Source organism: Streptomyces sp. NPDC020917, from assembly GCF_044333795.1.
Classification (GTDB): domain Bacteria; phylum Actinomycetota; class Actinomycetes; order Streptomycetales; family Streptomycetaceae; genus Actinacidiphila.
Genome location: NZ_JBIRRR010000003.1, coordinates 647682 through 673228, shown reverse-complemented (window position 1 = coordinate 673228; position 25547 = coordinate 647682). Strand labels below are relative to the sequence as shown.

The window sequence follows — 25547 nt, the reverse complement described above, 5'->3', positions numbered from 1 at the left end:
CTTTTGGGCAGGGGAAGGTAGGGAGATGGGGTACGGGATGGGGGGCGCCGGCGGGGACGACCGGCGCGACGGGGTGGGAGTCGAGGAGAGCCGGGTATCAGCCGGCGGCGAGCCGGCCGGAGATGACCTGGGCCGCCTGGACGGTGAGGACGGCGGAGTCCCAGCGCTTGACCAGGGCTCCGGCTGCGTCGCGGAGCACGACGGTCGGCAGCGTGTGCACGCCGGAGCGCCGGGCCAGCGCGCCTCCGGGGTCCGCGGCCAGCCGGATCGCACCGAGTTGCCAGTCGTAGGTGGTGTTGACGAGGGCGTCCTCTCCGGCGCCACTCTCGTCGACGATCTCGATCGTCAGGCCCTTGCGGCCGTACTGCTCCTGAAGGCTCTTGAGCGCGACGGCCTGGGCGCGCGACGGCGTGTCGGCGGTGTCCGGTTGCGTCGCCAGGAACGCCACCAGGTGCAGGCTGCCCGGTGCCGGCGCGCGGTGCAGGACGTCGCTCGCCGTGGACGCCCTGGACGATGTGCCGCCGTGACCCGGACGGATGGCGGCGGCGATGGAGCCGGCCACCACGACCGCCGCCACCAGAACGGCGAGGCGCCTGGCCGGCCCCCTTCTTCGAAGCATGTGCAGATACGGCATGAGCCACTCCTCCGCGGATCGACGGAGCCGCCATGGGGGAGCGGCTCCGGCATCGTGGGTGGGCGATCGAACACCGGCAGCGGACGTGTTTGATCGGTCCACGCCGCTCGGCGTAGGCCGGATGCTAGGGACGCCTGACGGAACGCGTCAATGCTTGTTACAAGGCGAGTTACCCACCGAATCGAGCGAAGGCCATCTGACCTGCGCCAAGTTGGTGAAGTACGCCGCGGCGTAGCAGCGCCACCGCCTCCCTTGGTAACGGGTGGGTTACGAGAATGAGGCATCGGCTTGTGGGGGCTTGCCGCCGACCCTAGTGTGACGCCCACCAAGAACGTGGATCGATAAACGCAGGAGGGTGTCCGTGGCGACGATGGCGGAGGTGGCCGCTCTCGCGGGGGTCACCAAGCAGAGCGTCTCCAACGTGCTGGCCGGCAAGTCGGTGCGTCCGGAGACGGCTGCCAAGGTGCACGCGGCGATCAAGGAGCTCGGCTACAAGCCGAACCTGCTCGCCCGATCGCTGCGCACCGGCGCCACCAAGACCGTCGGGCTGTTCGTTCCCTCCGTCGCCAACCCCTTCTACTCCGAGGTGGTCGAGGAGGTGGAGAACGTCCTGGTGCACCACGGCTACAACCTGCTGCTGGCCACCACACGGGACGACCCCGAGTACACCCGCAAGCACCTGGAGAACCTCACCGCCCGCTCCGTCGACGCCCTGCTCGTCGCAGGCGACGCAGGGGTGGCACAGCAGCTCGACATGCTGGCCGAGGCGACCTTCCCCGTCGCCCTGTTCGCGTGGGAGCTGGATCCGCCGCACTCGCTGCCGGTGGTGTCCATCGACTACGAGAACGCCGGCTACCTGGCCGGACGCCACCTGCGCGAGCTCGGCCACACGAAGATCGCCGTGGTCGCCGACCTCCCCTCGCACGCCCCCCGACTCGCCGGACTGCGCCGGGCGTTCGCGGTCGACGGCCTGACCGTCGACGACCGCATGGTGTTCAGCCGGATCAGCGACGACGCCGAGGGCGGTTACGCCGCGGCCACCGCCGCACTGGCCGAGGACCCGGACCTGACGGCGATCTTCGCCACCCACGACATCCTCGCGATCGGCGCCCTCGAAGCCGTGACCCGGGCAGGACGCCGGGTGCCCGAGGACGTCAGCGTCGTCGGCTTCGACGACATCGCCCAGGTCGGGCACGTCGAGCCGACCCTGACCACGGTCGCCTTCCCCAAACGCGAGATGGCCCAGCAAGCGGTCGAGTTGCTGCTGCGCGCCGTCGAAGCCGACAAGCCCCCCGTCAACGCCATCTCCCTGCTGCGGCCCACCCTGCTCGTCCGGGGCAGCAGCGCCCCGCCCCGCCCGACCGCCTGACCTTCCTCACCCTTCAACTGCCGGAGACAGACGGCGACCCCGTCCTCCCGCAGCCTGTCACGGCCGGCGCCCCGCCGCCCGCCGCCAACAAGCCCGCGCTTCCCCTCCTCCCGGGCCCCGACGTCCCCTCTCCTTGCCGTCCCCACGTCCGGGCGGCCCGGCGTCGCTCCTGCCACCCGGCGCCGCCCTGCCCTTCGCCGTCCCCTGTCATGGACGGCCCGCAAAGAAGGCTCCCGCATCATGAGCGCTCCCGACTCGACGGCGTACGTCGACGACCCTTCACCCGGCACCGGGCGGTTGCGGCCGCGTGCCGCGTTCACCTCCGACGCACCCACCATCGCACTCGACGCCGCGTGGCGGTTCCGGCTGGCGGCGGACCTGGACGACCTGACCGAGGGATTCGCCGCGCCGGGGTTCGACGACGCCACGTGGGACACGCTCGACGTCCCGTCGTGCTGGCAGATGGCGGGCCTGCCCGGCACGCCGCGCTACGGAGCCCCCGCCTACACCAACATCGCGTTCCCGTTCCCGGTGGACCCTCCCCGAACACCGGAGCCGAACCCGACAGGGGAGTACCGCCATCGCTTCGACGTCCCGGAGGACTTCCCGGTCGCGCGCGTGGTCCTGCGGTTCGAGGGTGTCGACTCGGCGTTCGCCGTGTGGCTCAACGGCGTCCGGCTCGGCGACGGCAAGGGCAGCCGGCTGCCAACCGAGTTCGACGCCTCCACCGCACTGCGGCCCGGCACCAACGTGCTGGCGGTACGGGTCCACCAGTGGTCGTCCGGCAGCTACCTGGAAGACCAGGACATGTGGTGGTTGTCCGGCATCTTCCGGCCCGTCTCGGTGATCGCCCGCGGCCTGGAGGACTACTGCGTCCGGGCCGGCTACGACCACGCCACGGGCCGCGGCACCCTGACGGTCACGACCACCGGGTCCGGCACGGTGCGCCTGACGGTGCCCGAACTGGGACTCTCCGGCGTGGACCCGGCCGGTCCGCACGCCGTCGACGGCGTCACCCCCTGGTCGGCCGATCAACCCCGGCTGTACGCAGGTGAGTTGGTCACCGAGGACGGCGAGCGCATACCGCTGCGGATCGGGTTCCGCACCGTCTGCGTCGTCGATGGGGTGCTGACCGCGAACGGACGGCCGCTGGTCTTCCACGGCGTCAACCGGCACGAGTGGCACCCGCTGACCGGCCGGACCCTGTCTGAACAGGCCCTGCTGGACGACGTACTGCTGATGAAGCGGCACAACGTCAATGCCGTGCGCACCAGCCACTACCCGCCCGACCGGCGCTTCCTGGACCTGTGCGACGAGTACGGGCTGTGGGTGGTGGCCGAAGGAGACCTGGAGACCCACGGCTTCGAACCGGGTGGATGGCGCGGCAACCCCAGCGACGACCCGACCTGGCTTCCCGCCTTCCTGGACCGCACCCGGCGCCTCGTCGAGCGGGACAAGAACCACCCCTGCGTCGTCGTCTGGTCCCTCGGCAACGAGTCCGGTACCGGCGCCAACCTGGCCGCCGCGGCCGCCTGGGTCCGCCAACGCGACGACACCCGGCTGATCCACTACGAGGGCGACCACGAAAGCTGCTCCTACACCGACCTGTACAGCAAGATGTACATCGGCTTGGAGGAGCTGGAGCGCATCGGGCGCCGCCGGGAACCGCCCACCCGGGACCCGGCCGACGACGCCCACCGGCGCCGACTGCCCTTCGTCCTCTGCGAGTACGCCCACGCGATGGGCAACGGCCCCGGGGGCCTGGCCGACTACCAGGACGTCATCGAGACGCACCCGCGCCTGGCCGGCGGCTTCGTGTGGGAGTGGATCGACCACGGGATCTCCCGCACCGCGCCGGACGGCACGCCGTACTACGCGTACGGCGGTGACTTCGGCGAGGAGATCCACGACGCCAACTTCGTGTGCGACGGGCTGCTGTTCCCCGACCGGACGCCGTCACCTGGACTGGTCGAGTTCAAGAAGGTCATCGAGCCCGTCCGCATCCGCATCGACGCGGCCCGCCGGATGATCGAGATCCACAACCAGTACCACGCCCGGGACACCGGGCACCTGCGCTTCTCCTGGTCGCTGGAGGAGGACGGCCGGCCGGTCTGCAGCGCCGACGTGGGCGTGGCACTGCAGGCCGGCGACCGCTCGACGCTGCCCTGGCCGCCCGACCTGGCCTCCGCGGTCGACGCGGCGGTCAAGGCCGACTCCGGCTGCGAGGCGTGGCTCACGGTCTCCGCCCGCCTGGCCGAGGACGAGAGCTGGGCCGGCGCCGGACACGAGGTCGCCTGGGCGCAGAGCCCGGTGACCAGCGGGCGCACTCCCGAACCCTTCGCCCCCGCAACCCCCACTGTCCGGGACGGCGCCGTCGCTCTGGGCCCCGGCCGGTTCGATCCGCGCTCCGGCCTGCTCCACCGGCTCGGCGACCTCGAACTCCACGGGCCGACCCTGGACATCTGGCGCGCGCCCCTCGACAACGACCTGGTCAGCGCGGGCGGTGAACCCCAGATCACCGCCTGGCGCATCGCCGGACTCGACCGTATGCGCCATCGCACGCTGCGTGTCGTGCCGGGCGGCGACGGCCTGGTGGTCACCGCCCGCCTGGCCGCGGCCGGTTCGGGGAGCGCGCTCCGCGTCGTCTACCGCTGGACGGCGCCCGAGGCCGGCGAGGGGACGCAACGGCAGCTGCTGAGGCTGCAGGTGACGGTCACACCCGAGGGCCCGTGGACGGTTCCGCTGCCGAGGCTGGGCGTGGCCATGTCGCTGCCCGGCGACGACGCCGACGTCGAATGGCTCGGGCTCGGACCGGGGGAGGCCTACCGGGACTCGCAGGAAGCCGCCCGGCTCGGCTGGTACCGCAGCTCGGTCTCCGCGATGCAGACCCCGTACGTCCTGCCGCAGGAGAACGGCAACCGCCGCCACGTCCGGCAGGCCCGGATCACCGTCCCCGGGCTGCCCGGGCTGGAGATCGCCGGATTCCCCCACCTCGACCTCACCGCGCGGCCCTGGAGCACGGCCGCCCTCGCGGCCGCGGAGCATACCCACGACCTGCGCCCCGACGGCCGCGTCCACCTCCACCTTGACCACGCACACCACGGAATCGGCAGCGGCGCCTGCGGCCCGGACCTCCCCGCCCCGCACTCCCTGTACGCCGTGGCCGCGCAGTTCACCGTGCAGTTCTCCGTGGACTGAGCGCACGGCGCCCACTCGCCCCAGACCCACGCACCTTCGCACCCTCACACCTTCAACCTCACCCGATCACGCGCTCCTCCCTACGACGACAGCGCGACGATCACGGATCGAAAGGCCCGAAAGATGACCGGCACCATGCGACGGACCCGCTCCGCGAGACGCACCCGAACCGCCCTGGCGGTCGCCACCGCGGCCACCTTCGCGCTCGGCCTGACCGCATGCGGCGGCAACTCCGCCGGCAGCGGCACCAAGAGCGGCAGCAGCTTCACCTACTGGTCGATGTGGCGGGCCGACGAGCCGCAGGGCAAGGCGATCAAGACGGCGATCGACCAGTTCACCGCCGCCACCGGCATCAAGGTGAACGTCAAATTCGTCGGCCGCGACGTCCGCGCCAGCATCGGCCCGGCGATCGCCGCCAACCGCGCCCCCGACCTGTGGGACCAGGGCTCCGACGTCATCTACGGCCAGACCGCGTCCGCGGGCCAGGCCCGGGACCTGACCGGCGTGCTGTCCATGGCGGTGCCCGGCGAGGGCAAGACGGTCGGCGACGTCATCCCGGCCAAGTACACCAAGGTCCTGCCCAAGGACCCGTCCGGCGTCCAGAACTATGTGATCCCCTACATCGTCGACTCCGCGGAGCTGTTCTACAACGCCGCCGACCCCGACATCCGGGCCGCGATGACCACGCCCCCGGCCACCTGGGCCGACTTCATCAAGATCTGCGACGCCCTGAAGGCGAAGAAGAAGCCCTGCCTGGCCTCCGAGGGCGAGGACGCGTGGACCAACGGGCTCCAGTTCGACTACCAGCTCAACGCCCAGGGCATAAGCTTCGCCGACCTCACCAACGACAAGAGCGGCAAGGCGTGGGACAACCCCGCGGTGCTCAAGGCGGCCCAGCAGACCGAGCAACTGGTCAAGGGCGGCTACATCGTCCCGGGCTACGACGCGACCAAGGCGCCGGCCCAGGAGACCGCCTGGGCGTCGGGCAAGGACGCGTTCTGGATGACCGGCAGCTGGGCCACTTCGGAGACCGGCAAGGAGGTCGGCCCGAACTGGAAGTTCGGCGCGATGCTCCCGCCCGGGGTTACCGCCCCCGACTCGATCACCTTCGGCTTCTCCATCCCGAAGCGGGCGAAGAACCCCGAGGCCGCCGAGAAGTTCATCGCCTACTTCCTCCAGAAGAAGACCATGCAGAGCCTGGCGTCGACCGCCGACAGCATCACCACCCGCGCCGACGTCCCCGCCCCGGCCGACCTCGCCGACGTGCAGAAAGCGCTCGACGCCAACGCGGTACGACTCACCTACGACGGGCAGGCCGGCGCCCTGATGGACAAGGTCTTCAACCCGCACTTCCTCGACCTGTGGCACGGGAAGATCACCGCGGAGCAGTTCGTGGCCAAGATGAAGTCCGACCAGGCCGCCTACTGGAAGTCGCAGGGCTGACGCCGCGATGACCGACCTCATGACGGAGTCCCCCCGGGCCACAAGGACCGGGGGGGAATCCCCCCGACCCCAGCGCACCTCCCAGGCTCCGATGGAGCGACAGCGGCGCCGCATGTTCTGGCCGTTCGCGGCGCCCGCCCTGATCACCTACACCGTCATCTTCCTCGTACCGATCGGCTACGCCGCCTGGACCAGCCTGTACAAGTGGGACGGGATGGGCACCAAGCAGTGGCGCGGGCTGAAGAACTACCGGCTGCTGTTCGAGGACCCGTTCTTCCGGTCCTCGATGACCAACACCCTGGAGATCCTCTTCATCGGCGGCGCGTGCACCTTCGTCATCAGCTTCGCGCTGACGCTGGTGCTGCGCGAGATGTGGGGCAGGCTCTTCGCCCGCTCCGTGATCTTCTTCCCCTGCCTGGTCAACGCGATGGTGTTCGGCGTCCTGGCCGGCTTCCTCTTCTCGCCCGACGGCCCAGTCAACCGGATCCTGCACGGCCTGGGCATGTCCACCCCACCGAAGTGGCTGTCGACCGACAACCTCTTCCCGATGATCGTCGGAACCCTGGTCTGGACGGCCACGGGCTACTACACCGCGATCATCATGGCCGCCGTCGACCAGATCCCGTCCTACCTGTACGAGGCCGCCGAACTCGACGGTGCCAACGCCTTCCAGCGCTTCCGGCACATCACGTTGCCGCTCGCCTGGGACGTCATCAGCGTCTGCGCCGTGCTCTGGACGGTGAGTTCGGTGAAGATCTTCGAACTCATCCTCGTCTTCGGCGGCGACAGCTCAGGGCAGGCACCGCCCGCGCAGTCGTGGAACACCGCCATGTACGTCTACGAGGAAGCCTTCCCACCGCAGAGCACCCCCGCGCTGGGCATGGCCACCGCCGCATCCATCGTCAGCCTGATCATGGTCGGCCTCATCACCCTGGTGCTGCGGCGGCTCATGCGCCGCGACGCCATCCAGTTCTGAGCCCCACCGAACAAGAAAGGGACGCAGAACCATGCGTACCGGACGCAACACCGCGGGCCCGGCGATGCGGATCGGCACGGGCGTCGTGTGGGCCGTCGTGGCCGCCGACATCGTGCTGCTGCTGTGGGTCGCCCTCACCTCGCTGCGCGGCAGCTCCGACATCCTCCACCACCCCTTCGGACTGCCCAGCCACCCGAGGTTCGGCAACTACGCCAAGGCGTTCGGGGACGGCGGCTTCGGGCAGGCCGCCGTCAACAGCCTCATCAACGCCACCGTCTCCTCGGGCCTGGCCATCGCCCTGGCGGCGCCGTGCGCCTACGTCCTGGCCCGCCGCCGCACCCGCACTTCCAGTGCCCTGACCATGACCTTCGCCATGGGTCTCGGCGTCCCCGGCCAGGTCCTGATCGTGCCGATGTTCGTCGGTCTGGCCAAGGCCAACCTGGTGGACACCCACACCGGCCTGATCCTCGTCTACACCGGTCTTGCCATGCCGTTCACCGTCTACCTGCTGACGGGCTTCTTCGCCGGCGTTCCCGAGGTACTCGAAGAGGCCGCGGTCATCGACGGCGCCGGCGCGGTGCGGACCTTCGTGCAGGTCATCGTCCCCGTCGCCCGCGGCGGCCTAATCACCGCGTTCCTCCTGCAGTTCATCGGAGCGTGGAACGAGACCCTGTTCGCCCTGGTCCTCACCCAGAGCCAGGACAAGATCACGCTGCCGGTGGCGCTGAAGGGGTTCCTCGCCACCCAGCAGATCAACGGCCTGGACTACGGCACGATGTTCGCAGGCATCTGCATCATCCTCGCCCCGATGCTCGCCTTGTTCTCCTGGCTCGGCACCAGGATCATCCAGGGCATGACCGTCGGGATCGGTAAGTGACCGCGGCTCGCACCGCCAGTGGTGGCGAGCACCGCCTGTGGTACCGGACGCCGGCCTCGACCTTCCTGGAGGCGTTGCCGCTGGGCAACGGCCGGCTCGGGGCGATGGTGTACGGCGGCACCAGCACCGAGAGAATCGAACTGAACGCGGACACGCTCTGGTCGGGCGGCCCCGGCAGCCGTGACACGCCGGACGCCGCGACCCACCTGCCCGCACTGCGTGACAGCGTGCTGCGCCACCACGACCACGCGAGCGCGGACGCCACCGCCAAGAGCATGCAGAGTGTCTTCACCGAGGCATACCAGCCGCTGGCCACACTTGAGTTGGACTTCGGCACTGCGGCCGATGTCGTCGGCTACCAGCGGGCGCTGGACCTGCGCAACGCGGTTCACACCGTCGTCTATCGCACGAGCGGCGTCGCCGTCCGGCGGGAGGCGTTCGTCTCCGCCCCAGCGGACGTCCTGGTGGTCCACCTGAGCGCCGCAGCAGCATCGGCGCTCACGTTCACCGTGCGGTTCGCCCCCGCTCATCCGGGTGCCCGGACCGCTGTCGACGGCACAGCGCTGGTGCACAGCGGGCGCGCGCCGTCCCACATCGCCTTCGAGGAGCAGGACCCCGCCACCTACCGCCCCGATGCCGGCATGGGCTTCGCGGCCGGCATCACCGTGCGGGCCGGCACCGGCCGGATCGAGGTGGGCGCCGACGAGATCACCGTGACGGGCGCCGACGAGGCGACGGTCCTCCTCGCCCTCGCCACCGGGTATCGCGGCTGGCGGCACGAACCCGCCGGCCCCGCGGATGCGGTGCGCGAGGTGCTCGAACGGATCCAGACCGCGGCCGAGTTGCCGTTCGACGTGCTGCGTGCCGACCATGTTCGCGACCACCGGCGCCTGTACGACACTGCGGCACTCGACCTCGAGCCGGCCGGCGGCGGCAGCACACTGCCGACCGACGAGCGCGTGGCCGCGGCGGTGGCCGGGGACCGCGACCCGGGCCTGGCCGCGCTGCTCTTCGCATACGGCCGTTACCTGCTCATCGCCTCCTCCCGGCCGGGCACCCAGCCGGCGAATCTGCAGGGCGTGTGGAACCGGGACGTGGCGCCGCCCTGGAACGCCAACTGGACCGTCAACATCAACACCCAGATGAACTACTGGCCGGCCGTGACCACCGGCCTCGCCGACTGCCAGGAGCCGCTGTTCGACCTCGTCACCGATCTTGCCGAGGCCGGCACCCGGACGGCCGCCGCGCACTACCGGGCCCGCGGCTGGTGCTGCCACCACAACGTCGACCTGTGGCGCGCGACCAACCCCGTGGCCGGAGACCCGGTCTGGGCCACCTGGCCCATGGCAGGACCGTGGCTCGTCACCCACCTGTGGGAGCACTACCGGTTCACGGGTGACCGGGAGTTCCTGGAGAAGCGCGCCTATCCGGCGATGCGTGGGGCGGCGGAGTTCGTCCTCGACCTCCTGGTCGACGACGGCGACGGTCATCTGGTCACCTGCCCGTCCACCTCGCCCGAGCACCGCTTCCGCCTGCCGGACGGCGGCGCGGCGGCGGTGTCCGCCGGCTGCACGATGGACTTCTGGCTCACCACCGAGCTGTTCACCGCCACCGGCCGGGCCGCCCGCCTGCTCGGCCGCGACGCGGAGCTCGCCGCCGAACTGGAGGCCGCACTCCCCCGACTGCGCCAGCCGGGCGTCGCCGGTGACGGACGCCTGCTGGAGTGGTGGGAGGACGTGACGGAGGAGGAGCCCGGCCACCGCCACCTGTCCCATTTGTACGGGCTCTACCCGGGCTCCTCGATCGACCCGCTCGGCGACACCGCCTACCTCGCCCCGGCCCGCAAGGCCCTGGACCGCCGGCTGGAATACGGCGGCGGCGGTACCGGCTGGAGCCTGGCCTGGGTGGCCGCTCTGGCTGCGCGTCTCGGCGACGCCGACCTCGCAGGCGAGGCCGTCGGCCGGCTGCTCGTCACTTCCGTCGCTCCGAACCTGTTCGGCCTGCACCCGCCTCAACTGTTCCAGATCGACGCGAACTTCGGCGTCACGGCGGCGATCGCCGAGATGCTGCTGCAGTCGCACAACGGGATCCTTCGCTTCCTGCCGGCCCTGCCCGCACACTGGCCCGCCGGCTCTGTCCGGGGACTGCGGGCAGCGGGCGGCATCAGCGCCGACCTGGAGTGGAGCGACGGGTACCTGACGCGCTGCCGGATCGTCGTGCGGCGCCCGTTGAAGGAACTGGTACTCGCGGTTGCGGCGGGATCCGGACGGCTGGCCCTCATCTCGCAGGAGAAGGGACAGGAGGTGCCCTCGACTGGGCGAGGCGAGGACGGGCGGCTGCTGACCTTCCTCGCGATCGAGGCGGGTATCTATCTGCTCGAAGCATCGGACTGACTGGACGTGAGGAACAAGTGAACATGCGCGTGGGTGTCATCTACGACCGTGACTGGGCTCCCGAAGGGCTTCCGGGCTTCGCGCAGGAGGCCGAGGCGCTGGGGGTCGACGACCTGTGGGTGGTCGAGGACCTCGGCTGGAACGGCGGTGTCTCCGCTGCCGCGGTGGCGCTCGGGGCGACGCAGCGGTTGCGAGTGGGCATCGGCATCATGCCCGCGCCGCTGCGGAGTCCGGCGCTGGTGGCGATGGAGCTGGCGACGCTGGCCCGCACGTTTCCCGGCCGGTTGGTGGCGGGCATCGGGCACGGCGTTCCCGAGTGGATGGCCATGGCGGGCGTCTCCGCCCGGTCGCCAATGGCTCTGCTGGAGGAGACGATCGTCTCGGTGCGCGCCCTGCTGCGCGGGGAGCGGGTGGACATGCAGGGGCGTGAGGTACAGCTGACCGGGATCCAGTTGGTGCACCCGCCCGCTGAGCCGCCCCCCGTGGTCGCGGGTGTCGTGCGGCCCCGGTCACTCGAGTTGTCGAGCCGGGTCGCCGACGGAACGCTGATCGCCGAGGGCCACGGCCCGCAGGACGTGGAACGCGTCCACCGCCTGGCCCAGGAGAAGGGACGGAGGGCCGGGCACAGCGTGACGGTGTTCGCCTTCTGCTGCGTGGGGGAGGACGGCGAGAACGTCGCGCACGAGCTGGGCCCGATCACGCAGTCCCAGGCCGCCTGGCTGGGCCGCCCCGCCGAGGCGGTCTTCACCGTCTCCGGCGCTGCCCCGCAGGCCGCAGCCCACGTGCGCGAACTCGCCTCCGCGGGCGCGGACACCGTCGTCCTGCGCGTCGTCGGCCCGGAGCCGCTTCATCAGCTTGCCGGCGTGCTGACCGCGCTCAAGGACTGACGGCGGCCCGGGCGGCGTGTACCGTTCACACCGGGACGATCTGCCACTCCTGTTCGGCGCCTCCGGACGCGGCCCCCTGGACGATCGGGGTGCCGTCGGCACCGGAGGCGTTCTGGGCCCCTGCGTACCACCCGTTGCGGTCATTGACGAGGTGGTAGTAGCCGCTGGTGGTCGAGGGAACGAGCTTCCACCACTGGTTGGCACTGCCGGTGTCGCTCCACTGGTCGAGGGCGGCGCCCTGGGACGAGCCGCCCGGGCTGTCGAGGACCTTGCCGCTGTTGACATTCGACAGGCGGAGCGAGCCGTCGTACTCGGGCAGCAGCGTCCACTGCTGGTTGGCGGCCCCGCTCCAGGGCCACTGGATGACAGCGCCGCCGTCGCCGGTCGAGCCGCCGGACACGTCCATGACCTTGCCCGAGGCGCGGTTGACCACCTTGAAGGTGCCCGTCAGTAGGCCGACGGCGATCGTCGTGCTCGTGCCGGCGGTCAGGGAGACCACCCGGGCGTGGCTGCCCAGTGGGGAGGCCGCAACCGGGACCCCGGTGGAGATGGAGGTGATGCCCCGGCGGCTGATCAGGGTGATGTCCTGGCCGACGGCAGAGGTCAGCGTCACGGCGGCGGTCCGTGCCGCGGTGTCCCAGCGGAACGTGGAGACGGTGACCTGGTTGCGGCCGCGGACGCCCGTGATGGTGCCCTTGGCCAACTCGTCGGGCAGTGCGGGAAGGATCTCCAGGACGCCGGGCCGGGTGTAGAGGACGGCCTCGGCGAGGACGGCGGGGATGGTGTTGGCGGCGTCGCAGTTGTAGGTGGTCAGGTCGGGGTTGTGGGAGGTCATCAGCGACCGCCAGACCATGTTGTTGCCCAGGATCTTCAGCAGGTTGGCGTAGACGCCGGAGCCGTCCTTGAGCCGGGCGCGGGCCAGCGCGCGATGCAGGCTGCCGTGGGCCGAATAGTTCTCGTCGCCGCGCAGGTCCAGGGCCCGGCGTGCGTAGCCGACGAGGTCGGGTTCGTCCTCGGGGTTGATCTCGTGCAGCGGCCAGGCGCCGTACATGTGTTGGACGTGGCGGTGGTCGTAGCGATCGGTCAGGTCCGGCCAGGACCATTCGGCAAGGGCGCCGTCGCCGTTGACCGTGTAGTCGGGCATTTTGGCCAGCAGCGCGCTCCATCGCGCAACACCCTGCCCCGCGCCCTGCTCGACGCCGAGGGCGTTGGCCGCATCGATCGCGGCGTGCAGCGCGTGCCTGCCGGCCATGACGTCGCCGGTGGCGTTGATCGACAGGCACTGACCGGTGCTGGACGGGGAGTTCTCCACGGAGAAGGAGGGCACGAAGACCGCTCTGCCGTTCGCGTCGGTGCGGGTGAGGAAGTCCTCGTAGAACAGCGCGAGTTCCATCAGTGCGGGGCCGAGGGTGTTCTTGAGGAACTCGGCGTCGCCGGTGACCTGGTAGTGCTCCAGCAACGGGTACAGCAACCAGTCGGCGCCACCGGTCCAGCATTGGCCGGGGAAGCTCCCGGCGTTGAAGTGGAGCATGTGGCCGTGCTCACCGTCTGTGCGGGTGGGGGCGAGGAACCCGCGGGCGCCGTAGAGGTGGGTGGCGTTGTCCCGCCAGTCGGCCAACTGCCCGGTGACGAGGTCGAAGTAGCCCTGCATGGCATCGCCGAGGTCCAGGATGTTGCCGCCGGCGACCTGGAGGTTGACGTTGGCGTCGGTGGTCAGGTCGTCGGCCCAGGAGGCGTTCCAGCTGCCGGCCCAGAGTCCGGTCAGGCGGGGCGGCAGGACGCCGCTGGAGCTGACGAACAGATAGCGGCCGGAGTCGTACATCCGCTCCAGCAGGGCGAGGTCGATCGTCGAGGCGTGGGCGTTCTGACGGGAGATCAGATCGCTCGTGGACATCTGGCGGTCCGCGGCGGAGACGTTCAGGTCGATGGTGGACCGGTCGTACATGGCTTGGTGCAGCGGGGCGTGGCGGCCGAGCAAGGTGGCGTAGTCGGCGGTCAGGGAGGCGAGTGCGGTCTGCAACGGTTTGGCGTTCCAGCCGGTGGCGGTCTCGTAGCGGTCCAGCTTGGTCAGCAGCAGGACCTTGGTGGCCTTGGTGACCACCAGCGTCTGCCCGCTCGCGCTCACCGAGGCTCCCTTTCCGGTGACCACGACACGGGTGACCCCCTCGAAGCCGTAGGCCCCTCCTGAGGGGTAGACGCCGCGCACGTCGAGGTAGCCGTTGTGGCCGGTCACGGTGGCCGTGGTGGTGAAGGAGACGTCCGACGGGACACCGTCGAGGGCGGTGTCGGCGCCGATCGTGACGTTCACGGTCCGCCCCGGCGCGGGCAGCAGCTCGTGGACGACGGCCCGGTCCGCGCGGGAGACGAAGGCGTGGCGCCGCCAGCCGCCGTAGGTGTCGCTCCAGGTGTGGGTGACCTCGCCGGTGCGGAAGTCGGTGACCCGGGCGTAGTTGGCCGCGCTGGTCGTCCCGCCGGTGTTGCTGATCTGGAGTTCGTAGCCGGGGTGGAAGGTCTGCGTCCACAGCAGGTTCCAGCCGTTGTCGAACGTCGACGCGGCGCCCGCGTAGTCACCGGCCAGCGCCTTGTCCTGTGCCGCCTTCAGCTGCGCTGCGTTCTGCGGGGGCGTCACGCCTCGGGTGCCGTTCGGCAGGACGAAGCGGTGGTGGTTGAGGACCACCTTCTCCAGTGCCGGCGCTCCGTGGTACACGGCGCCGAACTCCCCGTTGCCACTGAGGAACCCGTCGGTCCACGTCGAGGCGGGCGCGCCGTCGAAGATCCCCCGCTGCGGAAGGGCGACCCCGGACGGTACCGACGCGGCCGACCTCGTGGCGAACACGGTGCCGGGGAGCGCGGCGGCGCCCACGGTGAGCGCCGCGGTGGCGAGGAACCGCCTGCGGTCGAGGGGGGGATCGGGGAGGTTCATCCTGAGCACTCCGATGTCAAAGGTGGATGGGGAGACCGGTACAGGCGCCACTCGGGATCCAGGCGGCCCAGGGACGTACTGGCAGACCGCTCACGTGGCCGTCGACGGCGAGGGATGTACGACCAGCCGGCCAGGGCCCGGACGGCCTCGACGCCGTTGCCGGCCCTGGGGGAGCCGCACGGGAGCCCGCGCTTACATGGGATGGATTTATAGGGGGCTGGGTTGGCGACTGTCCAGAGGTGCGTGCGGCATTTCTAAGAATGTCCCGGTGGGGCGCATGCTCTTGCGCGGCGGTGGAGGTCTGCGATGCGTGAACTCACCCCCCATGGGTTCCCAGACATGGGATGTCCTGCTAGGGTCCGCTGGACGAGCAAGGGAGCGTGGTCCGACCGATGTCACTGACCGACAGGGCGATTGCCCGCATCAGGGAGCTGATCCAGGACGGTGAACTGGAGCCGGGCAGCAGGTTGCCGCCCGAGCCGCAACTCGCCGCCGAACTGGGCATGTCGCGCAACCTGACGCGCGAGGCGGTCAAGGCCCTGGTCGTGGCGCGTGTCCTGGAGATCCGGCGCGGCGACGGCACGTACGTCACCAGTCTGGAGCCGGCCCTCCTCCTCGAGGGGCTCGGCTCGGCCGTGGAACTGCTGCGCGGCGACACGACGCTGGAACTGACCGAGGTACGCCGGCTGTTCGAGCCGGCGGCGACCGGTCTTGCCGCGAGCCGGATCTCAAAGGACGGACTGGCCGAGGTCAAGCGCCATCTCGACGCGATGGTCCAGGCACGCGACGACGTGGAGCGCCTCAACGAGTACGACGCCGCCTTCCACCGGGCGGTGATCGCCGCCACCGGGAACGCCACGCTGGCCACCTTGCTGGACGGCATCTCCAGCAGAACCGTGCGGGTCCGGGTCTGGCGCGGTCTGCTCGACGACAATGCGGGGGAGCGGACGATCGCCGAGCACCGGGCGATCTACAGCGCGCTTGCCGCAGGCGACGCCGCGCTCGCGCAGGCGGCCGCACTGATGCACGTGAACACCACGGACCGGTGGTTGCGCGACCACTTGAACGCCGACGGGCGGGACCGGACCGCGGCCGCGCTCGACTGATCCGCCGCTCTCCACCGCTTTCCGTCGCCGTCCGGCTCCGGCCGGCGGCGCAGGAGCCCGCTCCGGACCTTCCGGCGGCGGCCGGGGTCCCGCGGGCGCCCGGCCGAGCGGGAAGACGCCTTCGGCGGCAGGGCCTCCGCATCCACCGCATCGAGGAACGCAGGTCATGATCGTTCACCTCGCCTACGGCGCAAGCGGCCTGGACATCGACGTCGATCCGTCCGTGACCACTGTCGTGCGCCCCGTCCACCACCATGCGGCGCCGGACCAGGTGGCCGCCGTCGGCGCCGCGCTGCGGGACCCGGTCGCCGGCCCGCCGCTGCGCGAGCGCGTCCGCCCGGGCCAGACCGTGGCGATCTCGGTGTGCGACGGCACGCGCCCCCAGCCGAGGCACCTGATGGTCCCCGCGATCCTCGCCGAACTCGACGGCCTCGTCCGCCCGGAGGACGTCGTCATCCTGGTCGCCACCGGCACCCACCGCGGCAACACCGATGCCGAACTCCGGCAGATGTTCGGCGACGAGATCGTCGACCATGTGCGGATCGTCAACCACGACGCGCGCAACCGCGACGAGCTGACCTGGATGGGCACCGTCGGCAGCGGCGTACCGGTCTGGCTGAACACCGCTTGGGTGCGGGCGGATGTGCGGATCACCACCGGCTTCGTCGAACCCCACTTCTTCGCCGGCTTCTCCGGCGGCCCCAAGCTCGTGGCCCCGGGACTGGCCGCGCTGGAGACCGTGCTGGTCCTCCATGACGCCGCCCGCATAGCCAGCCCCCGGGCGACCTGGGGCATCACCCACGGCAATCCCGTCCACGACGACGTGCGCGCCATCGCCCAGGCCACCGGCGTCACCTACGCGGTGGACGTCATCCTCAACCGGGACCAGGACATCGTGACCGCGTTCGGTGGGGACCTGCTCCCCATGCACGCCGCGGCGACCGCCGTCGCCAAACGCCTGTCGATGCGGCCGGTGCCGCGGCCGTTCGACGTCGTGGTGACCACCAACGCCGGCTTCCCGCTGGACCAGAACCTCTACCAGTCGGTCAAGGGCATGTCGGCCGCCTTCCAGGTCACACGCCCCGGAGGCACGATCGTGTGCGCCGCCGAGTGCCGCGACGGATTCCCCGACCACGGCTCCTACCGGTCGGTCCTGGCTTCCGCACCCTCACCCCAGCACCTGCTCGACGTCATCGAGGCCCGGTCTGCCGCCGAAACCGTGCCCGACCAGTGGCAGGTCCAGATCCAGGCACGCATCCAGGCCCGCACCGACGTGGTGATGCACACCAACCACCTCGGCGACGACGAGCTCGCCACGGCGCACCTGCGGCAGACCCACGACATCTCCGGCACCGTCGCCCGCGCTCTCGCCGCGGCCGGCCCGCAAGCACGATTGTGCGTCCTGCCCGAAGGCCCGCAGACGATCCCCTATCTGGCACCGGTGCCGTCGGCGCGGTCGTCACCGACAGCCGCGCCGTGACCGGACCCGAAACGAACGAGGCCACCATGCACAACCCGCACTCCGTCGACCTGGACTACGCCCGCCCCGACGTCGACCGGGAATCCCGGCAAGGGCTCGCCGAAGTCGTCTACGCCCCGGGGAAGACCGCCGAGCAGATCTCCGGCATCGTCGCCGCCCTGCTGGAACACAACACCGGCCCGGTGCTGGCGACCCGCGTCGAGCCTGCACAGGCCGAGGCCGTGGCCGACGCCGTGCCGGGAGCGCTTGTCGAGCGCGAAGCCCGCCTGATGACCTGGCGGCCGGCGGAACGCGGCAGGTTCACCGTGGCCGTGGTGGCCGCCGGCACCTCCGACCGGCCCGTCGCGGCGGAGGCGTACGCCGTCGCCACGAGCACGGGACTGGCCGTCAGCGCCGTCCACGACGTCGGAGTGGCGGGCCTGGACCGGGTGCTGGCCGTGAAGGAGTTCCTGCGGGCGCAGGACGCGGTGATCGTCATCGCCGGCATGGAGGGCGCGCTCGCCTCCGTCATCGGCGGGATGGTGGCGTGCCCTGTCATCGCCGTGCCGACGTCCACCGGTTACGGGGCATCGCTGAACGGGGTCACCGCCCTTCTGGCGATGCACGCGTCCTGCGCCGCGGGCATCACCGTGGTCAACATCGACTCGGGCTTCGGCGCCGCGATGGCCGTGCACCGGATCGCCCAGGCCCGGGGAGCGAGCTCGTGATCTGCTGGATCAATCCCTTCGCCGGCCTGGCCGGAGACATGCTCCTGGCCGCGCTCGTCGACGCGGGCGCCCCGCTGGACGCCGTCCGCGACGCCGTCGCCGCCACCGGGATGACCGGCTGGGAACTGACGGTCGACCGCGTCACCAGCCACGGGCTGTTCGCACTTCGTGTCGACGTGCGGGTCACCGATCCGGCCGCCGAACGTTCCGCGGGCGACCTGCTGGAGTTGGCCTCCCGGGCTGCCCCCGGCCCGGTCGCCGACTTCGCGGTCGCCGCCGTGTCCGCCATCGCCACCGCCGAGGGTCGCATCCACGGCGTGCCCCCGCACGATGTGCACCTGCACGAACTCGGCGGCCACGACACGCTCGTCGACATCGTGGGCATCGGCGCCGCCCTCCATCACCTCGATGTCAGCGACGTGGTGTGCGCCCCTCTCCCGCTGGGCACCGGGAGTTGCCACTCGGCGCACGGCATCATCCCCGCGCCCGCGCCGGCCACCCTCGCCCTGCTCGAAGGCGCCCAGGCGACCGGCACCACCGTGCCGGGCGAGACCGTCACCCCGACCGCGGCCGCCGTGCTGGTGGCGGCGGGAGCCCGCTACCAGCGGATGCCGCCGGTTGCGCTGGGCAGGACCGGATACGGCGCCGGTACCCGCGTCCTGGACGACCGCCCCAACGTCTGCACTGCCACCCTGGCCGCCCGGGCGGACGGATGTGAGGAGCACGTCACGGTGCTGGAGACCAATCTGGACGACGTGACGGGGGAGACCCTCGCCCACGTCATGACGTCCCTGCGGGGAGCCGGAGCGCTGGACGTCTGGGTGACGCCCGCGATCATGAAGAAAGGCCGGCCCGGCCATGTGCTCCACTGCCTGACCGATGACGAACGGCGCGACGCCCTCCAGGAGTTGATCTTCGCCGAGACCGGCACGCTCGGCGTCCGCCGCATCGGCACCACCCGCGGCACGCTGCCGCGGCGTACCGGGACCGTGGACGTCGGCGGCACGGCCGTCCGCGTCAAGCACGGCCCGTACCGAGCCAAACCCGAACACGACGACGTGGCGGCCGCCGCTGCGGTGCTGGGACTGCCCCTGCTGGCGGTGGCGGAGCGCGCGCTCGACGCCGCACGGGATGCCGAGGAGCGGATATGACGCGGAATCAGCGGAGCGGGACCGAAGCAGAGGACGACGGCGCCGCGCTCCTCGCGCGGCTCGCCGGGACCGGCTCGCTCGCCGTCGCCTACTCGGGCGGCGCGGACTCCGCGCTCGTCCTCGCGGCAGCGGTGCGCGCTCTTGGGGCGGACAGGGTGCTCGCGGTCACCGCCGTGTCCGAAAGCCTCGCGTCGACGGAACTCCGCCCTGCCCGGGACCTTGCCGCGTCACTCGGCGTCGTGCACCTCACGCCGCACACCAGGGAGTTGGAGCGGGCCGGATACCGCGCCAACGGCGCCGACCGGTGCTACTTCTGCAAGTCCGAGGTGCTCGGTGCCATCACCGCGCTGGCCGCCGAGCGCGGCGTGACGAACGTCGCCACCGGCACCAACGCCGACGACGCGCTCGATCCGTTCCGCCCCGGCATCCGGGCAGGGCAGGAGCGGGGAGTCCTCACGCCGTTGCGTGGAGCCGGGCTGACCAAGGCCCGCGTCCGCCGGCTCAGCCGGCACTGGTCGCTGCCCACTTGGGACAAGCCGGCGACGCCCTGCCTCGCCAGCCGGATCGCCTACGGCCTGACGATCTCCGGCCCGCGACTGGCGCGTGTGGACCGGGCCGAGTCCGCGGTCCGCGCGGCCCTGGCCGCCGCGGGCATCGCCGTCACTGATCTGCGCGTCCGCGATCTGGGACGAGGGCGGGCGCGTATCGAGGTACCCGCGGATTCCCTCCCGGCGGTCACCGCCGTGCCCGGCCTGCCCCGGGTCCTGGCAGCGGCCGGATTCGACGAAGGGGCCGTGGAGACCGCAGCGTTCCGATCCGGCGTGCTCAATCCGGGGCTCGGACCGGACCGCGGGTGGCCGCCGCAGGACGGCATCTTGTAGATACAAGTGTTGCCCTAAGGTCCGGGTAGTCGGCGCCGTACGGGATGGTGATCGCGCAGGGCCGGCTGGAGCGGGTCGGCCAGGCCGGCTCCCGGTGGCAACGGTGGCTTCGGCTGGCAGTACCAGGGGCAGATCGCCTTCGGTGTCGCCGACGTCAACGGTGATGGTCGTGCCGACTACCTCGTCGTCGACGATGCGGGAGCCGCGTGAGCGTGGTTGAACAACGGCATCCTGCCCAAGGCGCCCGCCGGCTGAGGACGCGTTGCCCGGCGGCCCCGAGCAAGAAGGGCCGCCGGGCTCCTTCCCACGCTTCGTCTCCGCCGCGGCAGGCCACCTCGGGCCCGGCTTCTGCCTGCTTTCGCCGCAATGATGCAAAATATGTCCATGTCCAGCTATTTGTACCGACTTGCTCAGTTCGCTTTCCGGCGACGGAGACTCGTCCTCGTACTGTGGCTGGCAGCAGCCATCGCCGCTGTCGCCGTCGCCCGGGCAAGCGGCGGGAAGACGAACGACAACTTCACCATCCCGGGTACCGAGGCGCAGAACGCGTCCAACGTTCTCAAGACCGAGCTTCCGGCCTTCGGCGGCGGCCAGACCACGATCGTGTTCGCCACTCACGGCAGTGCCAAGGTCACCGACCCGGCGCTCAAGGCGGCGATCGAGACGGGCCTCGGCAAGGTCCGGACCGTGCCGCAGGTCTCGAACGTCCTGGATCCGTACCGCAGTGGACTGGTGTCGCCGAGCGGCCAGATCGCGCTCGGGCAGGTGCAGTGGACAGCGCAGCCCGCCGACGTCAAGGACGCCAACCTCGACCTGGTCAAGGACGCGATGAAACCGGTACAGGCCGCCGGCGTCCAGGTGGAGTACAACGGCAGTGTCTATCCCGGCTGGCGGGTGGTGGTCTCCGAGCTGCCCGAACTGGTCGGCCTGATCGTCGCGTTCATCATCCTCATGATCACCTTCGGGGCCTTCGCGGCCGCCGGCATGCCCATTCTGGGCGCCATCATCGGCGTGATCACCACCTTGATGGGCGTCACCGCCATCGCGTCCGTGGTGACGATCGCCTCCGCGTCGACCACGGTCGCACTGATGCTCGGCCTCTCCTGCGGCATCGACTACGGCGTCTTCATCCTGTACCGGCACCGCACCAACCTGCTCAACGGCATGACGCCCGAGGAGTCGGTGCCGATGGCCATGGGCACGGCGGGCAGCTCCGTGGTCTTCGCCGCCCTCACCGTGATCATCGCGCTGTGCGGGCTGACCGTCGTGGGCATCCCGTTCCTGACGGTGATGGGCCTGGCCGCCGCGGCCTCCGTCACCGTCGCCCTGCTCATCGCGCTGACGTTCCTGCCCGCGATGCTGGGCTTCGCCGGGCTCAAGGTGGCCACGTTCACCCGGCTGCCACCGGGCAAGCATGTCGAGCGGGTCGCCCGCAAGTCCGCCGCCGATCCGGGCAGTCCCGCCGGCGCCCGCTGGGCCCGCTTCGCCGTCCGCCGCCGGATCCTCGTGCTCGTCGGCGGCGTCGCTCTGCTCGGGGTACTGGCGATCCCGGCCCTCAGCATCCGGCTCGGCCTGCCCAGCGGCGCGTCGAAGCCGACGAGCAACACCCAACGCAAGGCGTACGACCTGACCACCGAGGGCTTCGGCGCCGGCTTCAACGGAGCGCTGCTGATCGTCGTCCAGAACGTCGGACAGCCGTCGGACACGCTGCGCGTCGCCGGCGCCCTTGCCAAGGAGCCCGATGTCGAGAAGGTGACGCCGGTGGCCGCCATGAACGGCACCTCGCTGATCCGGCTGATCCCGAAATCCGGGCCGAACGCCCCGTCCACCACCTCGCTCGTCCACAGGCTGCGCCACGACCGCGCATCGATCGAGGGCACCACCGGCACGCACATCCTGGTCGGCGGCACCACCGCGTCCAACATCGACGTCTCCGCCAAGCTCTCCAGCGCACTTCCGGTCTTCCTGGTCGTGGTGGTCGGCCTGGCCTTCATCCTGCTGACCTTCGCCTTCCGCACCATCCTGGTGCCGATCAAGTCGATCCTCGGCTTCCTGCTGTCGATGGCCGCGGCCCTCGGTGCCTCGGTCGCGGTCTTCCAGTGGGGCTGGGGCCGCCACATCTTCGGGATCACCCCGTCCGAGACGATCAGCTTCCTGCCGCTCATCATGCTGGCGATCATCTTCGGACTGTCCAGCGACTACGAGGTGTTCGTCGTCTCCCGGGTCAAGGAGGACTACACCAAGAACGGAAACGCCCGCCGCGCGGTCGAGCGCGGCACCGGGGTCTCGGCGCGCGTGGTCACCGCCGCGGCACTGATCATGTTCTTCATCTTCGTGGCCTTCATGTTCACCAACGACCCCACCATCAAGGCGATCGGCTTCAGCTTCGCGGCCGGCGTCTTCCTCGACGCCTTCGTCGTCCGTCTCACCCTCGTCCCGGCCGTCATGGCGATCGTCGGGGCCAGGCTCTGGTACCACCCCCGCTGGTTCTCCCGGCACATCCCGGACCCGGACATCGAGGGCCGGCGCCTCGAAGACGACCTCGCCACCGGCAAGCTCCCCCGCGCCGGCACCAGCATCCGCTGAGCAACCGGCCGCCCGTCTGCGCGTGGACGTCGCTGCTCAGCGATCGTGGGGAAAGCCGGACCGGCCGCCCGCCATCAGCTCCAGCACCTCCCGCTCGCGCGGTGTCAGCCGGTCGAGCGGATCGCTGTGCAGATAGCCGACGCCCGAGGTGTTGGCGGCGAGCAGATCGGCGGCGTACCGCTCCTCCACGTACTGCGACAGCAGGAGCACGGCGGTACGCGGATACTGGCGTCGGATCACCAGCGCGGCGCGCACTTCCTCGTCGGTGAAGCCGGGCGGCGTGCGCACGTCGACCACATGCGATGGCAGTAGCCCTCCGGGCGGCGGCCCCGGCCCACCAGCCAGCAGCGGCAGCGGCAGCGCGTCGCGTACCACGGCCCACCCGGCGTCGGTGAGGTCGCTCGGGCAGCAGCGCTCGCGGTCCTTGCGGTCGGCGGCGTTGCCGAACCGGTGTTCCAGGCAATCACAGCCCGGCACAACGGAGTTGGACGCTGACCCCGCGAACGCGACAGACTGGGACATCGGGGCCTGTCCGCACTCCGGTGACTCGACATCTCCGGGTTGTGCAGGAGGCCCTTCCTCCATGCGCCGGCCGGTACGCGATCACCCGGACGGGACCGAGAACCGAACCCCTGTCCGACCCCCACGCCTCAGGATCGCTTTGATCACGGCTTCTCAGGAGGCGGACGGCTCGATCTCCCCCGCGAAGACGATGATCTGGTCGATGAGGCTCCGCCGCAGATGCACGACGTCGGTTCCCGCCAGGCGGGGGCCTCCATCCGGCGTGGTGAAGACCCACTGGTACCGGGCCCATTCGTCAGGCATGTCCACCGCTGAGCAGCGCACCATCGTGCCGGTCCCCGCCGGGTGGCGCCGGATGTCCAGCACGAACCGCTCGACCGCCGCGAGTCCTTCGCTGCGACCCAACGGCCCCCAGAAGACCACGTCTGAGGTCAGGGCCTGGGAGAGCAAGTCAGTCACATAGTTGTCGTCCGAGGCGTTGAATGCGGAGATGAACGTGTCGATCGCGGAGCGTGCCGTCTCTTCCTGCATGCCCCAGTAATACCAGCCATTGTGCGTGCGCTCGTCCCGCGAGCCGCCTTCCGATCACGGTGGATTATCCCGGTCACAGCACTGGCTGGTACTGCAACGGTCTTTGGCGTGACGGGTGGGCAGGTCGATCATTGGTGCTGTCGGGGGTGGGGATCTTGCTGAGGCCGGGTCGTGGGCTGGTGAGTTGAGTGTGCACCACCTGGAGACCGCAGATCAGCGCCGAAGAGGACCCGCACCCGGGGCGGCACGCGTGCTGCAGCCCGGTGGCCACGGCCGGCGACGTGGGGGAGGAACACGTGTGTCAGCCGTCTTGGTGCCCGGCCGTCGCAGATAGGGCGTGGCAGGGTGGGGAGCATGTGCGGCCGATACGTCTCCACGCGAAGCCCGGCGCAGCTCACCCGGTTGTTCCATTCCGACCCGCCGCTCGAGGAACTGGCGTGGGAACGGAGCTGGAACGTCGCGCCGACCGACGACGTGTGGGCGGTCCTGGAACGGGTGGACCGGGACACCGGGGAGATCCGGCGGCGAACTGAACGGGTTCGCGGAATTTCGGGCTCGAACCACGGTGGAACCTGTCGGCGCAAGGCGGAAATCCACGTACTGCAGCGTCAGTTGCCGCGTTGGCTACGAGCCACTGGATGGCGGCGGCTGCGCCGGGTTCCGATGCCGCTGGTACTGGTGGTGAGGGCAAGAGCAGCGCCGAGGACCGAGAGGGTGGCGAGCAGGAGGAAGAGGTGGGGGTAGCCACCGAGCGGTGAGGCGAGGGCTGCTCCGGCGAATGGGGCGAGGGCGCTGGCGGTGGTGGTGGGGGCGGCGAGCAGGGCGGAGAGGTGCCCGTAGTGGGTGGTGCCCCAGCGGTCGGTGATGGCGGTCGCTTGGAGGAGGGTGAGGTTGCCGCGGACCATGCCTGCTGCGATGGCGAGCGCGATCAGCAGCGGGTAGGGGCCGGAGGTGAGGGCCAGGGCTGTGGTGGTGGCGCCGCCGGCGGCGATGAGGCAGGCGGTGCGGGCAGCGGGTGGGGTGTGGCGGGCGAGGGCGGCGTAGAGGGTGCGGCCGGCGGTTTGTCCGGCGCCGCCGAGTCCGAGGGCCCAGGCGGCTTGGGTGGTGGTCGCGCCGCGGGTGGTCAGGAGGGGCACGAGGGCGATGACGACGGCGTACATCGCGAACGCTGACAGGGTCAGTGCCGCGGCCAGGAGCAGGAAGGGGCGGCCCCGTGCGACGCAGGCGGCGGTGGTTTCCTCGATGGGGGCGGGTGACTGTGGGGCCTTGGGCCATGGTGCGTTGAGCGCGAGAGCGTGGGTGGGGATGGTGAGGAATGCGAGGATCGCGGCCAGGGTGAGGTAGGTGCCGCGCCATCCCAGGTGCTGGTTGAGGGTGGCGGTCAGGGGCGCGAAGGCGGTGGAGGCGAGGCCGCCGGCGAGGGTGAGGGTGGTCAGGGCGCGGACCCGGTGGGGGCCGTACCAGCGGGTGAGGGCTGCGAAAGCGGGCTGGTAGAAGGTCGCGGCCATGGCTGCTCCGGCCAGGAGCCACCCGGCTGTGAAGACGGCCAGGTCAGGTGCTGCGGCGACGATGAGGAGGCTGGCGACGGCGAGGGCTGATCCGGCGGTCATCACGGTGCGGGGACCGCGGTGGTCCAGGGTGCGGCCGACGACGATTCCGGCGATCGCCGAGACGAGCAGGGCTGCGGAGAACGCGGCGGTGGTGGCGGTGGCGGGCCAGCCTGTGTCTTGGGTGATGGCGGGGCTGAGGACGGGGAAGGCGTAGTAGACCGTGCCCCAGCCGACGATCTGTGTCAGGCAGAGGGCGGGTAGGGCGGCGCGGGGCCGCGACCAGTCCCCGCTTCTGGTCGCGGCCCCGCTGAGGTCCGTGCGGGACATGAGCGG

General features: G+C 70.9%; 17 protein-coding genes and 2 pseudogenes. 14 read left to right on the top strand and 5 right to left on the bottom strand.

Annotation, left to right across the window (positions count from 1 at the left end):
• Positions 1-97 precede the first annotated feature (97 nt).
• Positions 98-634, bottom strand: a complete 537-nt coding sequence (locus ACH4TG_RS09775) for a hypothetical protein (RefSeq protein ID WP_398241639.1) — start codon at positions 632-634, stop codon at positions 98-100.
• Between the two features lie 370 nt (positions 635-1004).
• On the opposite strand from ACH4TG_RS09775, the gene ACH4TG_RS09770 reads away from it, so the two are divergent.
• From ACH4TG_RS09770 to ACH4TG_RS09740, 7 genes are all read left to right on the top strand, one after another.
• On the top strand, positions 1005-2003 hold the full coding sequence (locus ACH4TG_RS09770; RefSeq protein WP_398241695.1) for a LacI family DNA-binding transcriptional regulator: 999 nt from the start codon (positions 1005-1007) through the stop codon (positions 2001-2003).
• A gap of 240 nt (positions 2004-2243) precedes the next feature.
• Positions 2244-5201 carry a glycoside hydrolase family 2 TIM barrel-domain containing protein gene (locus ACH4TG_RS09765; protein WP_398241638.1) on the top strand — a complete coding sequence of 986 codons (2958 nt, stop codon included), beginning with the start codon at positions 2244-2246 and terminating at the stop codon, positions 5199-5201.
• Between the two features lie 135 nt (positions 5202-5336).
• Positions 5337-6644 (top strand): ABC transporter substrate-binding protein, encoded by a 1308-nt coding sequence (locus tag ACH4TG_RS09760; RefSeq protein ID WP_398241637.1) that lies wholly within the window; start codon positions 5337-5339, stop codon positions 6642-6644.
• Between the two features lie 91 nt (positions 6645-6735).
• On the top strand, positions 6736-7620 hold the full coding sequence (locus ACH4TG_RS09755) for a carbohydrate ABC transporter permease (RefSeq protein ID WP_398241636.1): 885 nt from the start codon (positions 6736-6738) through the stop codon (positions 7618-7620).
• A 31-nt stretch (positions 7621-7651) separates the two neighbouring features.
• Positions 7652-8497, top strand: coding sequence for a carbohydrate ABC transporter permease (locus ACH4TG_RS09750; protein ID WP_398241635.1), 846 nt, complete (start codon positions 7652-7654; stop codon positions 8495-8497).
• A complete protein-coding gene (locus tag ACH4TG_RS09745) occupies positions 8494-10890 on the top strand; it encodes a glycosyl hydrolase family 95 catalytic domain-containing protein (protein WP_398241634.1) in 2397 nt (798 codons plus the stop codon). The genes ACH4TG_RS09750 and ACH4TG_RS09745 overlap by 4 nt, the downstream gene beginning before the upstream one ends.
• A 23-nt stretch (positions 10891-10913) precedes the next feature.
• A complete protein-coding gene (locus ACH4TG_RS09740) occupies positions 10914-11777 on the top strand; it encodes an LLM class flavin-dependent oxidoreductase (protein ID WP_398241633.1) in 864 nt (287 codons plus the stop codon).
• Positions 11778-11802: 25 nt separating this feature from the next.
• On the opposite strand, the gene ACH4TG_RS09735 is transcribed toward ACH4TG_RS09740, so the two are convergent.
• Entirely contained in the window at positions 11803-14700 is a 2898-nt protein-coding gene (locus ACH4TG_RS09735; RefSeq protein WP_398241632.1) for a glycosyl hydrolase family 95 catalytic domain-containing protein, read from the bottom strand.
• A 392-nt stretch (positions 14701-15092) separates the two neighbouring features.
• On the opposite strand from ACH4TG_RS09735, the gene ACH4TG_RS09730 reads away from it, so the two are divergent.
• From ACH4TG_RS09730 to ACH4TG_RS09705, 6 genes are all read left to right on the top strand, one after another.
• Positions 15093-15806, top strand: coding sequence for a FadR/GntR family transcriptional regulator (locus tag ACH4TG_RS09730; RefSeq protein ID WP_398241631.1), 714 nt, complete (start codon positions 15093-15095; stop codon positions 15804-15806).
• A gap of 166 nt (positions 15807-15972) precedes the next feature.
• A complete protein-coding gene (gene larA / locus ACH4TG_RS09725) occupies positions 15973-17286 on the top strand; it encodes a nickel-dependent lactate racemase (RefSeq protein WP_398241630.1) in 1314 nt (437 codons plus the stop codon).
• Positions 17283-17993 carry a nickel pincer cofactor biosynthesis protein LarB gene (gene larB, locus ACH4TG_RS09720; protein ID WP_398241629.1) on the top strand — a complete coding sequence of 237 codons (711 nt, stop codon included), beginning with the start codon at positions 17283-17285 and terminating at the stop codon, positions 17991-17993. The genes larA and larB overlap by 4 nt, the downstream gene beginning before the upstream one ends.
• Entirely contained in the window at positions 17990-19144 is a 1155-nt protein-coding gene (larC, locus tag ACH4TG_RS09715; RefSeq protein ID WP_398241628.1) for a nickel pincer cofactor biosynthesis protein LarC, read from the top strand. The genes larB and larC overlap by 4 nt, the downstream gene beginning before the upstream one ends.
• On the top strand, positions 19141-20025 hold the full coding sequence (locus tag ACH4TG_RS09710) for an ExsB family transcriptional regulator (protein ID WP_398241627.1): 885 nt from the start codon (positions 19141-19143) through the stop codon (positions 20023-20025). The genes larC and ACH4TG_RS09710 overlap by 4 nt, the downstream gene beginning before the upstream one ends.
• Before the next feature lie 384 nt (positions 20026-20409).
• The gene (locus ACH4TG_RS09705; protein ID WP_398241626.1) at positions 20410-22611 is read left to right on the top strand and encodes an MMPL family transporter; all 2202 of its coding nucleotides are present in this window, start codon (positions 20410-20412) and stop codon (positions 22609-22611) included.
• 57 nt (positions 22612-22668) lie between these two features.
• On the opposite strand, the pseudogene ACH4TG_RS09700 reads toward ACH4TG_RS09705, so the two are convergent.
• Positions 22669-22965: pseudogene (locus tag ACH4TG_RS09700) on the bottom strand (hypothetical protein); the annotation flags it as partial.
• A 321-nt stretch (positions 22966-23286) separates the two neighbouring features.
• On the bottom strand, positions 23287-23664 hold the full coding sequence (locus ACH4TG_RS09695; protein WP_398241625.1) for a nuclear transport factor 2 family protein: 378 nt from the start codon (positions 23662-23664) through the stop codon (positions 23287-23289).
• A 354-nt stretch (positions 23665-24018) separates the two neighbouring features.
• On the opposite strand from ACH4TG_RS09695, the pseudogene ACH4TG_RS09690 reads away from it, so the two are divergent.
• A pseudogene (locus tag ACH4TG_RS09690) lies at positions 24019-24153 on the top strand (SOS response-associated peptidase family protein); the annotation flags it as partial.
• Positions 24154-24272: 119 nt separating this feature from the next.
• Here the strand turns inward: ACH4TG_RS09690 and ACH4TG_RS09685 are convergent.
• A complete protein-coding gene (locus ACH4TG_RS09685; protein WP_398241624.1) occupies positions 24273-25541 on the bottom strand; it encodes an MFS transporter in 1269 nt (422 codons plus the stop codon).
• Between the last annotated feature and the right edge of the window lie 6 nt (positions 25542-25547).